The organism is Dyella sp. (genome assembly GCF_036384435.1).
In the GTDB taxonomy this organism is placed as follows: Bacteria; Pseudomonadota; Gammaproteobacteria; order Xanthomonadales; family Rhodanobacteraceae; genus GSA-30.
The window spans coordinates 54,654-69,473 of record NZ_DASVMI010000043.1; the positions used below are offsets into that span (position 1 = coordinate 54,654).

The window sequence follows — 14,820 nt, forward strand, 5'->3', positions numbered from 1 at the left end:
TGTCCATACATCCATGCGCAGTGGCGAATGACGCCAAAATGACTTGATCTTTGAGCGGGGATACCTTCCATGCGAATGGACAAACTTACGTCGCGTTTCCAGCAGGCGCTGGCTGACGCACAGTCGCTGGCCGTGGGCCGCGATCACAACATGCTCGAACCGGCGCATGTCATGGCGACCCTGCTCGATCAGCAGGGTGGCTCGACGGCACCGTTGTTGACCCAGGCTCAGGTCAATGTGCCGGCCTTGAGACAGCGGGTCGCCGAGCAGCTGGAGCGCCTGCCCAAGGTCAGCGGGGAAGAAGGCAATGTACACGTAGGTAATGAATTGACGCGGCTGCTCAACTTGACCGACAAGCTGGCCCAGCAGCGCGGCGACCAGTTCATTGCCAGCGAGTTATTCGTGCTGGCAGCACTTGAAGACAAGGGCGAGCTTGGTGCTGCCCTGAAGGCTGCTGGTGCGACCAAGGCAAATCTTGAGGCTGCGATCGACAAGCTGCGTGGCGGCGAAAAAGTGCAAAGCGAAGGCGCCGAAGACCAGCGCCAGGCGCTGGAGAAGTATTGCGTCGATCTGACGTCGCGTGCCGAGAGTGGCAAGCTCGACCCTGTCATCGGCCGCGATGAGGAAATTCGCCGAACCATCCAGGTATTGCAGCGTCGTACCAAAAACAACCCGGTGTTGATCGGTGAGCCCGGCGTGGGTAAGACCGCTATCGTCGAAGGGCTCGCACAACGCATCGTCAAGGGCGAAGTGCCGGAGGGACTGCGTGATCGCCGCGTACTGGCGCTGGACATGGGGGCGCTGATTGCGGGAGCCAAGTTCCGCGGCGAATTCGAGGAACGCCTCAAGGGCGTGCTCAACGACCTGGCCAAGCAGGAGGGCCGGGTGATCCTGTTCATCGATGAACTGCACACCATGGTGGGCGCGGGCAAGGCCGATGGCGCGATGGATGCTGGCAACATGCTCAAGCCAGCGCTGGCGCGAGGCGAATTGAATTGCATTGGCGCCACCACCCTGGACGAATATCGGAAGTTCATCGAAAAGGATGCAGCGCTGGAGCGTCGCTTCCAGAAAGTATTTGTCGGCGAGCCCAGCGTGGAAGACACCATTGCGATCCTGCGCGGGCTCAAGGAGCGCTACGCCGTGCATCATGGCGTGGAAATCACCGATCCGGCCATTGTGGCGGCGGCGACGCTGTCCAATCGTTACATCACCGATCGCCAGTTGCCGGACAAGGCCATCGACCTGATGGATGAGGCCGCGTCGCGCATCCGCATGGAAATCGATTCCAAGCCGGAGGAACTCGATCGCCTGGAGCGCCGCCTGATCCAGTTGAAGATCCAGCGCGAGATGCTCAAGAAGGAAACCGATGAAGCGTCGCGTAAACGCCTGGCCGACCTGGACACTGATATCGATAAGCTTGAGCGCGAGTTTTCCGACCTCGATGAAGTCTGGAAATCCGAAAAGGCCGCGCTGCAAGGGGCGACGAAGGTCAAGGAGCAGATCGAGCAGGCGCGCGTGGATCTGGAAACCGCGCAGCGCAAGCAGGACTATGCGCGGATGAGCGAGATCCAATACGGTCGCCTGCCGGAGCTGGAAAAGCAGCTGGCTGCCGCGCAGGCGGCAGAAAAGCAGGATTTCAAGCTGGTGCAGGATCGCGTCACCGACGAAGAGATCGCCGAGGTCGTCTCACGCTGGACGGGCATTCCGGTCAGCAAGATGCTCGAAGGCGAGCGAGAGAAGCTTCTGCACATGGAGTCGGCTCTGCACCATCGCGTGGTTGGCCAGGATGAGGCCGTGCGTGCCGTGTCCGATGCCATCCGTCGCGCGCGGGCCGGTCTTTCCGATCCCAATCGTCCCTATGGCTCATTTTTGTTTCTTGGGCCGACAGGCGTGGGCAAGACGGAACTGTGCAAGGCCTTGGCCGAGTTCTTGTTCGACACGCAGGACGCCATGGTGCGTATCGACATGAGTGAGTTCATGGAGAAACATTCGGTCAGCCGTCTGATTGGCGCGCCTCCGGGTTATGTCGGTTACGAGGAGGGAGGCTATCTCACCGAGGCAGTGCGTCGCCGGCCATACAGTGTGATTCTGCTGGACGAGGTGGAGAAGGCACACCCGGATGTGTTCAACATCCTGTTGCAGGTACTTGACGACGGGCGTCTGACGGACGGACAGGGGCGCACTGTGGATTTCCGCAACACGGTGATCGTGATGACCTCGAACTTGGGGTCGCAGATGATCCAGGAGCACTCCAGCGATACGGAGGCTGAGTACTTGCAAATGAAGGCGTCCGTGCTTGGTGTCGTGCAAGCGCATTTTCGGCCGGAATTCATCAACCGCCTCGATGAGCTAGTGGTGTTCCGTCCGCTGGAGAAAGCACAGATTCGTGCGATCGCCAGGATCCAGCTCGCCTATCTGGAAAAGCGGCTGGCTGAACGTCAATTGGCCATGCAGATCGATGATAAGGCGCTGGACCTGCTTGGTAACGTGGGCTTCGACCCGGTCTACGGAGCGCGGCCGCTCAAACGCGCCATCCAGCAACAATTGGAAAACCCGTTGGCCAGGGAGATCCTGGAAGGGCGTTTTACGGCTGGCGACACGATCACCGTCGAAACCGAGGGCAACCATCTGAGCTTCCGTAAAGCCTGAAAAAAACGGCACGAACGACGTACAGAAATCCCGGCTTTTGCCGGGATTTTTTTGCCTTCAAAAGACGGGAGGGTTCGGACAATCTTGTGGCACTGGCTCGTCATACTTTCCAGTGGCAGGGATGCCGGCGGTGCGCCCGAATGCGATGACTTGGCGTGTCGTGCGTTAACACGTGTCGGGCACTGCTGCTAAGATCGCGGCGCCTCAAGGTGGCCGACGGTTCCAGCCGGCGGCTTAAACGGGAATCTGGTGCGTCTTCACAGGCCATGCCAGAGCTGCCCCCGCAACGGTAGGCGAGTATCGATTCGCATGGCCACTGTGCTTTCGAGCATGGGAAGGCGCGGATGCCGGGGGGGATGCCCCTCGCTCGCAAGCCCGGAGACCGGCCTTGGAAGCATGACCAGACAGGCGGAGGGCCGGGTCGGGGCTGTCTGCTCTCGCCCACTCTCTGCGCCTGCCTGACCTCAAACCAGGCCGCACGGGATGAATGCGGCTTCAGGGAGCAAGCCGCATGCACGATGATCTGTTCAGTCGACCCGAAACGGGCATCGCCGCGAAAGCGCCATCGAGAGCGCATGAAACCATGATCATGATGCTGCTGGCCGTGTGCATGGTGGCCACTCGCTTCAAGCATTTTGGCGATGCGTTGCACGTGCCGGACGCCTCGATGGCAGTGTTCTTCCTTGGTGGCTTGTATCTGCGGCGGCACGTAGGGTTCGCCGCCTTCATGCTTCTGGCGGTAGGCATCGACCGGTTCGCCGTGAGCCATGCTGGTGTCAGCGACTTCTGTGTCACGCCAGCCTACGTGATGCTACTGCCAGCTTATGCAGTGCTGTGGTATGCCACCCGATGGTGTGGCAGGCATCGCAGCCTATGGGCCACACTGGTCTTCGGCCTGTTTGCCAGCGCGCTGGCGTTTGCATTGTCCAATGGTGGTTTCTACTGGTTCGGGGGGCGTTATGCCCAGCCGAACATGGGCCAATACCTTTCACGCCTGTGGCAATGGGGGCCGCTGTTCGTGCGTACCACGATGATCTATCTCGTAGCCGCCTTGTGGCTACAGCGATTCGTTGGCTGGCTGTCATCGATCATCCATCGTGGCGCGCCCATTGCGGCCCCCGCCGTGCCCCACGAAAACGCTTGAACGACATGGCCTGGCTGCAGACCACGGTGTCCATGGATTACGTGCGCATTGAGCGGTCGTGCGGTCGCGGCTTGAATCACGGTGGATGCGTTTCCCTTGTTTTGCACCATCATTTTGTCTTGATAAGGAGTGCACGCGCATGACCGAAAACCCCTCGCCGGATGCTCTGGCAGCCCAGGCGCGACATCGCGAACGCATGCAACGCAAGAAGGCATTGGTCGATCGCCGCATTGCCCGGGCCACCATTGATCGCGGCGTGCTGGTGGTCAATACAGGTAACGGCAAGGGTAAGAGTTCATCGGGTTTCGGGATGCTGGCACGGTCTTTAGGACATGGTTTTCGTTGTGGCGTGGTGCAGTTCATCAAGGGCAGTTTCTCCACTGGCGAGGAAGCATTCTTTCGTCGCTTCGACGATGAACTGGACTATCACGTGATGGGCGAAGGATTTACCTGGGAAACGCAGGACAAGGAGCGTGACATCGCGGCGGCGCAGGCCGCCTGGGCCGTTGCCGCGTGCATGCTTGGCGATCCGGAGTATGACTTTGTGCTCCTGGACGAACTGAACATTGCGCTGGTCAAGCAATACGTTACCCTGGATCAACTGCTGCCGGCATTGGCCGCGCGGCCACCAAGGCAGCATGTGGTCATCACGGGTCGTGGCGCACCGGATGCCCTGGTTGAAGTTGCGGACACGGTCACCGAAATGCGTGTCGTCAAGCACGCGTTCCAGGCCGGCATCAAGGCACAGCAGGGTATCGAATTGTGAGTGAACACCGTTGCCCGGCGTTGCTGGTATCCGCACCGGCGTCGGGACAAGGCAAGACCAGTGTTACGGCGGCGCTGGCACGCTGGCATCGGCGACAAGGACGCAAGGTATCGGTTTTCAAGACCGGGCCGGATTTTCTCGATCCGACCGTGCTCGCCCGTGCCAGCGGCGGGGCGGTCTACCAGCTCGATCTATGGATGGGCGGCGAGGAGGATGTGCGTGAGCGTTTGCATCGCGCCGCCGCCGAAGCCGATCTATTGCTCATCGAAGGTGTCATGGGCTTGTTCGACGGCAGCCTTTCCAGCGCTGACTTGGCCGTTCGCCTGGGTATTCCCGTGCTGGCCGTGATCGACGGATCGGCCATGGCACAGACGTTCGGTGCGGTGGCCTTTGGACTGGCGCATTATCGTGCCGGGTTGCGCGTCTATGGTGTCACGGCCAATCGGGTGGGCAGTGACTATCACGCACAATTGCTGGCCGACAGCCTGCCGCCGGACCTGACGTGGCTGGGTGCCCTGCCACGCGCAGCCGAACTGGCGCTTCCCGAACGCCATCTGGGCCTGGTGGCCGCGGGCGAACAGGACGATATCGACATGAGACTGGATGCGCTGGCCGACGCATGGGGCGCACATGCGCGCGACGTACTTCCTGCGCCAGTGGGATTTCCAGCGACGCATCGCTCGGTCTTCATGCCACTGTTGAAAGGTAAGCGCATTGCCATCGCGCAGGACGCGGCGTTCTGTTTCCTGTACCCGGCCAATCTGGACCTGTTGCGCGACGCCGGTGCCGAGTTGATCTTCTTCTCTCCCGTGGCGGGCGACGCTTTACCGGCGTGTGATGCGGTCTGGTTGCCAGGGGGGTATCCGGAGTTGCATCTTGCCGCGCTGGCGCGCAACACCCGGCTACGAGACGCACTGCATGCCCATGTCGATGCCGAACTGCCCTTGCTGGCTGAATGTGGTGGCATGCTGTACGTGCTCGATGCGTTGACCGATCGCGACGGCGTTACTTATCCCATGGCCGGGCTGTTGCAAGGTCAGGCCGCCATGCAATCGCGACTATGTGCTTTGGGCATGCAATCTGTGACCCTGCCCGAGGGCAGCTTGCGCGGGCACACCTTTCACTATGCCCAGGCACAGATCACGCGGTCTCCCGTGGCGCTCACGGTTAATCCCGATAAAGGTCCAAGTCGCGAAGGTGTGTACCGGCACCACCGGATGACGGCGAGTTTCATGCACTTGTATTTCCCTTCCAACGCCGATGCGGCGATGCGCTTGTTCCTGCCATGATCGCGTTGGCCATGCTTGCCGCGGTGGTGTTGGATCTGATCCTGGGAGAACCGCGACGATGGCACCCGCTGGTGGCATTCGGGCGTCTTGCCGGTTATTGCGAACAGCGCCTGTATGGCGATGCGCGTTGGTCGGGTCTGGTCGCCTGGGCCATCAGCGTTTTGCCGGTGGTGCTGATCATGGCCGTGGCCCATGCGGCGCTCCTGCGTTGGTCACTCTGGGCATCGGGTGTTTTCAACGCCGTCATGCTGTATCTGGCGATCGGTTTACGCAGCCTTGAGGAGCACGCCCGGCCCGTCGCCGAAGCGCTCCTGCAGAATGATCTTCCCGCGGCCCGGACAGCGGTGTCGCGCATGGTCAGCCGTGACACCGGCGCGCTGGATGAATCGCGCGTGGCAGCGGCGGCGACTGAATCGGTCCTGGAAAACGGCGCCGATGCGGTGTTCGGTGCTTTGTTCTGGTTTGCCTTGCTGGGGGCGCCGGGCGTTGTGCTCTATCGTCTGGCCAATACGCTCGATGCGATGTGGGGCTATCGCACGCCGCGCTACGAGCGCTTTGGCTGGGCTGCGGCACGTATCGATGATGTGCTCAATTATGTGCCGGCGCGGCTGACAGCGGTCACCTATGCATTGAGCGGCGATGCCTCACGCGCATGGCGCTGCTGGAGGCGTCAGGCGCGCGCATGGGACAGTCCCAATGCCGGGCCGGTGATGGCAGCCGGTGCCGGTGCTATCGCCGTGCGCCTGGGCGGCCCAGCGCCTTACCACGGCGTCATGGAAGAACGTCCGCGCCTGGGCGAGGGCGAGACGGCCTCCGCCATGTCGATCAAGGCGGCCGTCATGCTGGTCAAGCGCGGTGTTGCTTTGTGGGTCATGATGGCGCTGCTGTGGATGTTCGCCAGCCTGGGGGGCACGCATGCTTGAACATGGTGGACGCTTGCGCGCGGCCGTTCGCACGTATCAGATTCCGCTTGAGCGGTGGCTGGATCTTTCCACCGGCATCAGTCCCTTCGCGTGGCCCGTACCCGCCGTGCCCGCGGCGGCCTGGCATCGCCTGCCCGATGATGACGACGACCTGGAAAGCGTTGGCAAGCAGTATTACGGTGCACGGTCCCTGCTGCCGGTTGCCGGTTCCCAGGCGGCGATCCAGGCACTGCCCGCGCTTCGCCCTGCGTCCAGCGTGGGTGTACTGGCGCCCGGTTATGCCGAGCATGCGCACGCCTGGCGTCGACTCGGCCACCGCGTGAGCCTGGCCTCGGCGCAGGCGTTGTTGGCCGACAGCGACCTGTTCGATGTCATCGTGCTGATGCATCCCAATAACCCTGGCGGCGAGTGTTTTGCGGTCGAGCCATTGCTTGCGTTGCACCAGCGATTGGCCGCACGGGGCGGCTGGCTTGTCGTCGATGAGGCCTTCATCGATGCCACGCCCGAAAGCAGTCTTTGCGGATACGCCGGGCGCGAAGGCCTGGTGGTGCTGCGGTCGGTCGGCAAGTTCTTCGGCATGGCTGGAGCCCGGGCCGGGTTCGCATTCGCGTGGGACTGGCTGCTCGACGCATTGCGCGAGCAACTGGGGCCTTGGACACTCACGGGGCCCACGCGTCACGTACTCAAGCTGGCCCTGGCCGATGACGTGTGGCAAGCCGGCGTGATTGATCGTCTGCATCGTGAAAGTGCGCGATTGGCGCGTTTGCTGGCGCGCCATGGCCTGGAACCGACCGCAGGCACCGCTTTTTTTCAATGGGTTTGCGATCCGCGTGCTGCGCACCTGCATCGGATGCTGGCGCAAAGAGGTGTCCTGACGCGGCGTTTCGAAATGCCGCCTAGCCTGCGCTTTGGTTTGCCCGGCGACGATGCCGCATTCGATCGCCTGGATCGTGCCCTGGCTGGGATATCAGCGTGAACGCCCGCGTGCTGATGGTGCAGGGATGTACTTCGGATGCGGGCAAGAGCACGGTGGTCGCGGCGCTGTGTCGCTGGCTGCATCGCCGCGGTACGTCGGTTGCGCCGTTCAAGCCACAGAACATGGCGCTCAATTCGGCCGTCACCGCCGACGGTGGCGAGATCGGTCGCGCGCAGGCCGTGCAGGCACGCGCGGCAGGGCTCGCGCCGCATACCGATTTCAATCCCGTATTGCTCAAGCCCAACTCCGATACCGGGGCGCAAGTCATCATCCAGGGGCGTGCCGTGGCGAACATGGATGCACGCGGTTATCACGAGTACAAGCGCGTGGCGATGGACGCCGTGCTTGCAGCGCATGCGCGGCTTGTGGCGCGGTATCAGGTGCTTGTGGTGGAAGGGGCGGGTAGCCCAGCTGAAATCAATCTGCGCGATCGTGACATTGCCAACATGGGCTACGCCGAGGCTGTCGATTGCCCGGTGATCCTGGTGGCCGACATCGATCGCGGCGGCGTGTTCGCTCATCTGGTTGGTACGCTGGCTTTGCTCTCGGCAAGCGAACGAGCACGCGTGATCGGCTTCGTCATCAATCGGTTTCGTGGCGATATCGGCCTGCTCCAACCCGGTATCGACTGGCTGGAGCGAGAGACCGGCAAGCCGGTGTGGGGCGTGCTGCCTTACTTGCATGGCCTGCAAGTAGAAGCGGAGGATGCGTTGCCGCGTGAAAAATCCGATGCCCGGCATACGTTGCTGCGTGTGGCTGTGCCGGCATTGCCGCGCATCAGCAATCACACCGATTTCGATGCACTGCGAGCGCACCCGCGCGTGGATCTGCGGTTCGTCGGTCCTGGAGAGAGCTGGCCTGCCAGCGATCTGGTGATCCTGCCCGGCTCCAAGTCCACCCGGGCGGACCTGGCCTGGTTGCGTGCACAAGGTTGGGATCAAGCCATCGCCGGGCATCTGCGTTACGGCGGACGTGTCCTTGGTATTTGTGGCGGCATGCAAATGCTGGGTCAGGCCATCCACGATCCGCTGGGCGTCGAAGGCCAAGCCGGTTCGAGTCCTGGCCTGGGATGGCTTTCGTTGGAAACGACCTTGCAAGCCATCAAGCAACTGCAACGCGTGAGGGGACACATGCCGTGGAATATGGCACCCGTCGAAGGCTACGAAATCCACTGTGGCACCTGTGAAGGCGCGGATCTGGCCCGGCCTTTCGCATGGCTGACAGAGGGACGAGCCGATGGCGCGGTCTCCACCGATGGTCGTGTCCTGGGCACCTACCTGCACGGGCTTTTTGACCATACGGCTGCTCAACAAGCGTTGTTGCGTTGGGCTGGGCTTGCCGATGCATGCCCTGTGGATATCGACGCTGACCGCGAGGCGAGCCTGGAGCGTCTGGCCGATATGATCGATGCCCACTTGGACGTCACTGCGCTGGTGCGAACCCTGGGACTGGAGGCATGACATGACCACATCGACCCTGATCCTCGGAGGAGCCCGGTCTGGAAAGAGCCTGCTCGCCGAACGGCTGGCCGAGGCGTCTGGCCTTGAGAAGCTCTACATTGCCACCGGGCTGCCTGGCGACGAGGAAATGGCCGCGCGCATCGCGCACCACCGCGAGCGGCGTACAGAGGACTGGCGCACGATCGAAGAGCCAAAGGCATTGGCCGATGCGCTGGTGCGTCATGCACAAGCCGGTCGTTGCCTGCTGGTCGACTGCCTGACGCTATGGCTGACCCATGTCCTTTGCGATGACGACCCCTTGTGTTTCGAACGCGAGCGCAAGAACTTGCTTGAAGTGCTGCCGGGTCTTGCTGGGGAGGTACTGCTGGTGAGCAATGAGGTTGGTCTGGGCGTGGTGCCGATGGGCGAGCTCTCGCGCCGCTTCGTCGATGAGGCAGGGCGTTTGAACCAGGCCATCGCAAGACTCGTTCCGCGTGTATTGTTTGTTGCCGCGGGCCTGCCGCTCGCCTTGAAGGGAAACCCGGTGTGAATCTGTCCTGGCTGCAAACTCCTGTCATCGCCATCAACGAGGCGGCTGCGGCTGCCGCCGCCGAACGCCAGAACCAGTTGACCAAGCCTCCCGGGTCGCTCGGCGAACTTGAGCATTTGGTGATTCAGCTCGCTGGCATGCAGGGGCGGCTGCGACCGTCGGTCGATCGGATCTGGATCAGCGTATTCGCAGCTGACCACGGCATCGCCGAAGAGGGTGTGTCTGCATTTCCTCAGGCCGTCACCGGCCAGATGATCATGAATTTCGTAGCCGGCGGCGCGGCCATCAGTGTCTTGGCACGCGAACTCGGTGCCACGCTGGAAGTGGTCAATCTCGGTGTGGTGAATGATCCGGGCGAGCACCCCGGCGTCCGTCGATTCTTCATCGCGCCGCAGACGCATAACAGCTGCCTCGGCCCGGCGATGAGCGAGGCGCAGTTCGAGCAGGCCCTTGCCGCCGGCGCCGAAAGCGTAAAGCTCGCGCGTGAAAACGGCGCTGAACTGTTCATTGGCGGCGAGATGGGTATTGGCAACACCACCACGGCCGCAGCCGTCGCCTGCGCCTTGCTGGGCGAATCGCCATCGGTGCTTGCCGGCGCAGGCACAGGCCTGGACGAGGCGGGTATCGCGCGAAAGATCGCGGTACTGGAGCGGGCGCTCGCACGCCATCGCCATGCCGGTCAAGCGCTGGAGCAATTGCGTTGCCTGGGAGGTTTCGAACTGGCGGCGCTTGCCGGTGCCTACATCGCTGCCGCCCAGTCGGGCCTGCCGATCCTGGTGGATGGTTTCATCAGCACGGCTGCCGCGCTGGCGGCCGTGCACATGCATCCGGGAACGCGTGACTGGATGCTGTTCGCACACTGTTCGCACGAGCGCGGCCACGCGCGCCTTTTGCAAGCCCTGCAAGCGCGACCACTGGTCGACCTGGGCCTGCGCCTGGGCGAGGGCAGCGGCGCGGCCACGGCGGTGCCATTGCTGCGGTTGGCCTGCGCGCTGCATGACGGCATGGCGACATTTGCCGAGGCCGGAGTATCGGACGCATGAGCACGATCGAGCTGCTACGCCATGGCGACACCGGGCAGCGCAGCTATCGTGGGCAGCTCGATGATCCCTTGAGCGAAGTGGGCTGGGTGCAATTGCGTGAAGCGGTCAAGGATCGCCAATGGGACGCGGTGGTTTCCTCCAGCTTGCGCCGGTGTGCCGACTTTGCCGCCGAGCTGTGCGCAGCACGTCAGCTTCCGCTGCGACTTGACGCGCGTCTGGCCGAGTATCACTTCGGACGCTGGCAAGGCATCGCGATCGAGGAGCTCGCCGAGCAACACAGCGACGCGCTAGGTCGGTTCTGGCGCGACCCGGTGCGCTATCCGCCACCGGATGCCGAGCCGTTTGACGCTTTTCGCCAGCGCCTGTGCGAGGCGCTGGATACGGTCGCCTATGGCAGCGCCGGCCGGCGCGTGTTGGTGGTGACGCATGGCGGGGCGATTCGCCTGTTGCGTTGCGTGGCAGAGTCGCGTGGTTTCGGCGACATGGCTGGCATCGACGTGCCGCATGCTTCCCTGCATCGGCTGGCGTGGCCTTCGGTATGAAGGCATTTCTGGCGGCCTTGGGTTTTCTGACGCGGGTGCCGGTGCCTGCGCGGGTGTTCGATGATGTCCGTGCCACGCGCGAATCGCTGGTCTGGTACCCGGCAGTCGGTCTGGTGGTCTCGTTGGTCCTGTGGCTGGTAGCGTGGATGGTCCATGCATGGCCACCACTGATCGGCGCGGCCCTGGTGCTGGGCGCGTGGGTGACCGTGACCGGAGCGCTGCACCTGGATGGATTGGCCGACAGCGCGGACGCCTGGGTGGGCGGCATTGGCGATCGCGAGCGCACCCTGGCGATCATGAAGGACCCATGCAGCGGTCCCGCTGGGGTGGTCGCGCTGGTGCTTGTGTTATTGCTCAAGTTTGCCGCGCTGGCCAGCGCGATTCTGGTCGGTAATGCGGCCTTGCTGCTGTCTCCCATGCTGGCGCGCGCGGCGCTGACTCTGGCCTTCCTCACCACGCCCTATGCGCGTGCCAATGGCTTGGGTTCAGCGCTGCAGGGCGCTTCGCGCACGTCCTGCCAAATCGCCCTGGCCCTGGCGGCGGCGCTGGCTGTGTTATGCGGTTGGCGCGGCCTGTGCGGGTTGCTCGTGGCCGCCATGGTGTTCGTTATCTGGCGAGCCGCCTGCGTGCATCGCCTGGGCGGATTCACAGGCGACACTTGCGGCGCGCTGGCCGAACTGACCGAGGCGGCAGTGCTGGTTGCCGTCCTCGTGGCCTCATGAGTCACGGCATCGTTCAATTCTTTATCCGATAACCTGTTTCAAAAATTCCCTGCTCGCACGTCTTACCTTTGACCGGACACCACGGCTGGCGATGGCGATGACCGCGGAGGCGGCGGGGACATGACGACATCTGGAATTGCATGGAACACCCAGGCAGCAGCGGTGCCGGCCGATCCGGTGATGCCAATCGCGCTGGCGCGCATGCCGCGCAAGTGCGGGCCTTGTACGAAGCGCACCATCGCGCGCTCGTGGCCTTCCTGCATGCGCGCCTGCAGTCGGCTGCCGATGCACAGGAAGTGGCCCAGGAGGTCTACGTGAAGTTGCTTGCGATGGGAGATCTCTCGCACGTGGATTCGCCCAGGGCGTTCCTGTTCCGGATGGCTTCCAACCTGTCGCTCGACCACTTGCGCAAGCGTGCGGTGCGGGCAGCGACACCAACCGATGTGCCGCAGGATGCGTGGCACGAATCACCCGTTCCGGAGCAGCATGCTTCGGCGATCCAACAATGGTCAGTCGTTTCGCAGGCATTACGCGAGCTGCCAGCCAAAACCAGCAGGGCGTTTGTCATGCACGTCATCGAGGGGCGCGATTTTGCCGCGATCGCCCAGGCCATGAAATTGAGCGAACGCATGGTGCGCTATCACGTCAGCCATGCCATGGCTCATTGCCGTGAGCGCATCGAAGGAGCAAGGCAGCCATGACCGCCATCGATCCGGCGACTGCGCTCGGTCGCGAGGCTGCCGACTGGTGGGCGCGACTGCGAGAGGATGAACCACCGCAGGCGATGATCGACGCATGGCTGGCCTGGATGGAGGCCGATGCCCGTCATGCCCAGGCGTTTGAGCAGGTCAGTGCCCTGGCGCAGGCCTTGCAACTGGCCGACGCATCGACGCAAAACCAGTGGCGCATGGAATTTGCTCCTCCGCGCCGCATGGCTACCAGGTGGCTCGGTGCGGCCGCCCTCGCTGCCAGTCTGGTGCTGGCCGTGCTGGGCTGGTACGTGGCCGGTCGGCCCGGTACCGATACTACGCGCAGTTATGCCAGCGAGGTGGGCCAGAACCAGGATATCCGCTTGCCCGATGGCTCGGTCGTGGCGCTGGGGGCGGGCTCCCGCTTGAGTACCGACTACGCAAGTGGCCACCGACGCATCGACTTGGCAGAGGGCGAGGCCTTCTTCACGGTTCAGCATGACGCATCCAAGCCCTTCGTCGTGGCCGCCGGCGATGTCCGGATCGAAGACCTGGGTACGGCATTCAACGTTCGGCGTACCGGGCGGGAGGTAACTGTCGCGGTTACCCAGGGCAGCGTGCGACTGGATCGGCCGGGTGGCAAGGACGGCGCCGCCTTGGTGCTGGTGGCAGGCCAGCAAGCCCGCTACCAGCCCGGTGGCGGCGCCTTTACCGTGGCTTCGGTCAGTGCCGCGCACGCGGCGGCCTGGCGTGACGATCGCCTGGAATTTGTCGATGAACCCCTTTCCACGGTCATTGCCAACGTCAACCGTTATAGCCATCGACCCGTTCAGATTGCCGATTCGCGGCTTGGCGCACTGACTTTTACCGGCACGGTGAATATCCATACCATAGACAGCTGGGTCAGCGCCTTGCCACGGGTTTTCCCGGTGCAAGTCAGTCGCTTTGCGGACCATGTGGTTCTGTCCAGCGCGGCTCGATGAGTCATAGGACTGGAGTAACGGAAGGGGGATGAGGCTTGCCGCCATATGAGGGGCCAGCAATGACGGGACAGGTGCCGGCTACGCGGCCAGGGTGGCTGTGAGGCGCCTCCGCTGGGGCAAGGTGCGACGGCTCGTGCTCAAGGGCGCGGGCGGTGTACTCGTCTTGTCGTTTGCCTGCATGAGCACCGTGACCGCCGATCCGGCTGTCGCGCAGGCCTTGCAGGCCCAGGTCACCTTCTCCATTCCGGCACAGCCTTTGTCCAGTGCGCTGATGAGTCTGGGCAAGCAGGCCAACGTGCAAGTGCTGACATCCAGTGACAGCGTCGCCGGCCTGCGTAGCCAGGGGGCGACCGGCCACCTGACCGTCGAGGAGGCGCTCAGTCGTCTGCTCGCAGGCACGCAGTTGGAATACGAGTCGTTCGATCCGCAGACCGTGGTGGTGCGGCAGCGTGCGTTCGTGCCCGTGGCTTCTTTCGAAAGCGACCTGGCTGGCGCCAAGCCGAGCATCCCTATCGTTACCTCGATGACCACCATGGACGTAGCCGGCGTTGCCCTGGGTGACGTGGGATACCGGGCCGATGGCACACGCGCGGCCACTCGTACGCAGACGCCGTTGCTGGATGTCCCGCAGTCGGTCAGCGTGATCACCCTCGACCTGATGGATTCCCAGCAAGCCGTCAACGTTTCCGACGTGGTCCGCAATGTGGCTGGCGTCAATTACGTCGACGGTTTCGGGGGCACGCCGCTGTTTCGCATTCGCGGTTTCAATGTGGGAAACGGCATGACCGACGGCCTGCCCAATGGCGTGGCACGCGTGGAGGATCTCCCTCCGCTGATCGGCATCGAGCGCGTCGAGGTGCTTAAGGGGCCGGAAGCGATCCTGGGTGAATCCTCGGTCAACAACAACTTCGGCGGCTCCGTAAACATCGTCATGAAACAGCCGCAGGCCGATCCGGTGCGCGAGTTGACGTTTTCACTGGGTCAGTATGATGGCGCGCGTGCTGGCGTGGATTTCGCCGGGCCGTTGAGCACCAGCCACGCCTGGACCTATCGCTGGGTGGCCTCGGCCAATTATGCCGACAATACCGCGCAGGGCTATCGT

The 14,820-nt window shown here is 63.1% G+C and carries 14 protein-coding genes and 1 riboswitch; all 14 genes read left to right on the top strand.

Annotated features, from left to right (window positions below):
* Positions 1–69: 69 nt before the first annotated feature.
* On the top strand, positions 70–2,652 hold the full coding sequence (gene clpB / locus VF436_RS04105) for an ATP-dependent chaperone ClpB (protein ID WP_330902711.1): 2,583 nt from the start codon (positions 70–72) through the stop codon (positions 2,650–2,652).
* A 191-nt stretch (positions 2,653–2,843) separates the two neighbouring features.
* A riboswitch (cobalamin riboswitch) is annotated at positions 2,844–3,057 on the top strand.
* A gap of 106 nt (positions 3,058–3,163) precedes the next feature.
* Entirely contained in the window at positions 3,164–3,796 is a 633-nt protein-coding gene (locus VF436_RS04110) for a hypothetical protein (RefSeq protein ID WP_330902712.1), read from the top strand.
* A gap of 139 nt (positions 3,797–3,935) precedes the next feature.
* A complete protein-coding gene (cobO, locus tag VF436_RS04115; RefSeq protein ID WP_330902713.1) occupies positions 3,936–4,562 on the top strand; it encodes a cob(I)yrinic acid a,c-diamide adenosyltransferase in 627 nt (208 codons plus the stop codon).
* Positions 4,559–5,851 carry a cobyrinate a,c-diamide synthase gene (locus VF436_RS04120; RefSeq protein WP_330902714.1) on the top strand — a complete coding sequence of 431 codons (1,293 nt, stop codon included), beginning with the start codon at positions 4,559–4,561 and terminating at the stop codon, positions 5,849–5,851. Before cobO ends, VF436_RS04120 begins: the two co-directional genes overlap by 4 nt.
* Positions 5,848–6,774, top strand: coding sequence for an adenosylcobinamide-phosphate synthase CbiB (cbiB, locus tag VF436_RS04125; protein WP_330902715.1), 927 nt, complete (start codon positions 5,848–5,850; stop codon positions 6,772–6,774). Before VF436_RS04120 ends, cbiB begins: the two co-directional genes overlap by 4 nt.
* Positions 6,767–7,750, top strand: a complete 984-nt coding sequence (gene cobD, locus VF436_RS04130) for a threonine-phosphate decarboxylase CobD (protein ID WP_330902716.1) — start codon at positions 6,767–6,769, stop codon at positions 7,748–7,750. Before cbiB ends, cobD begins: the two co-directional genes overlap by 8 nt.
* Positions 7,747–9,210: a cobyric acid synthase gene (locus VF436_RS04135; RefSeq protein ID WP_330902717.1), complete on the top strand. Its 1,464-nt coding sequence runs from the start codon at positions 7,747–7,749 to the stop codon at positions 9,208–9,210. Before cobD ends, VF436_RS04135 begins: the two co-directional genes overlap by 4 nt.
* A gap of 1 nt (position 9,211) precedes the next feature.
* Positions 9,212–9,739, top strand: coding sequence for a bifunctional adenosylcobinamide kinase/adenosylcobinamide-phosphate guanylyltransferase (gene cobU / locus VF436_RS04140; protein WP_330902718.1), 528 nt, complete (start codon positions 9,212–9,214; stop codon positions 9,737–9,739).
* Positions 9,736–10,782, top strand: a complete 1,047-nt coding sequence (cobT, locus tag VF436_RS04145) for a nicotinate-nucleotide--dimethylbenzimidazole phosphoribosyltransferase (protein WP_330902719.1) — start codon at positions 9,736–9,738, stop codon at positions 10,780–10,782. The genes cobU and cobT overlap by 4 nt, the downstream gene beginning before the upstream one ends.
* On the top strand, positions 10,779–11,324 hold the full coding sequence (locus tag VF436_RS04150) for a histidine phosphatase family protein (protein WP_330902720.1): 546 nt from the start codon (positions 10,779–10,781) through the stop codon (positions 11,322–11,324). The genes cobT and VF436_RS04150 overlap by 4 nt, the downstream gene beginning before the upstream one ends.
* A complete protein-coding gene (locus VF436_RS04155) occupies positions 11,321–12,046 on the top strand; it encodes an adenosylcobinamide-GDP ribazoletransferase (RefSeq protein WP_330902721.1) in 726 nt (241 codons plus the stop codon). Before VF436_RS04150 ends, VF436_RS04155 begins: the two co-directional genes overlap by 4 nt.
* Before the next feature lie 140 nt (positions 12,047–12,186).
* Complete coding sequence (locus tag VF436_RS04160; protein ID WP_330902722.1) at positions 12,187–12,747, top strand: RNA polymerase sigma factor; 561 nt, start codon at positions 12,187–12,189, stop codon at positions 12,745–12,747.
* Positions 12,744–13,718, top strand: coding sequence for a FecR family protein (locus VF436_RS04165; RefSeq protein WP_330902723.1), 975 nt, complete (start codon positions 12,744–12,746; stop codon positions 13,716–13,718). The genes VF436_RS04160 and VF436_RS04165 overlap by 4 nt, the downstream gene beginning before the upstream one ends.
* Positions 13,719–13,851: 133 nt before the next feature.
* Positions 13,852–14,820, top strand: a 969-nt coding sequence (locus tag VF436_RS04170) for a TonB-dependent siderophore receptor (RefSeq protein WP_330902724.1), incomplete at its 3' end; no start/stop codon positions are given.

Excerpts from the sequence above, each read along its gene's own strand:
- clpB (WP_330902711.1), top strand. The coding sequence starts at position 70 with ATGCGAATGGACAAACTTACGTCGCGTTTCCAGCAGGCGCTGGCTGAC.
- VF436_RS04110 (WP_330902712.1), top strand. The coding sequence starts at position 3,164 with ATGCACGATGATCTGTTCAGTCGACCCGAAACGGGCATCGCCGCGAAA.
- cobO (WP_330902713.1), top strand. The coding sequence starts at position 3,936 with ATGACCGAAAACCCCTCGCCGGATGCTCTGGCAGCCCAGGCGCGACAT.
- cbiB (WP_330902715.1), top strand. The coding sequence starts at position 5,848 with ATGATCGCGTTGGCCATGCTTGCCGCGGTGGTGTTGGATCTGATCCTG.
- cobD (WP_330902716.1), top strand. The coding sequence starts at position 6,767 with ATGCTTGAACATGGTGGACGCTTGCGCGCGGCCGTTCGCACGTATCAG.
- cobU (WP_330902718.1), top strand. The coding sequence starts at position 9,212 with ATGACCACATCGACCCTGATCCTCGGAGGAGCCCGGTCTGGAAAGAGC.
- VF436_RS04150 (WP_330902720.1), top strand. The coding sequence starts at position 10,779 with ATGAGCACGATCGAGCTGCTACGCCATGGCGACACCGGGCAGCGCAGC.
- VF436_RS04155 (WP_330902721.1), top strand. The coding sequence starts at position 11,321 with ATGAAGGCATTTCTGGCGGCCTTGGGTTTTCTGACGCGGGTGCCGGTG.
- VF436_RS04160 (WP_330902722.1), top strand. The coding sequence starts at position 12,187 with ATGGAACACCCAGGCAGCAGCGGTGCCGGCCGATCCGGTGATGCCAAT.
- VF436_RS04165 (WP_330902723.1), top strand. The coding sequence starts at position 12,744 with ATGACCGCCATCGATCCGGCGACTGCGCTCGGTCGCGAGGCTGCCGAC.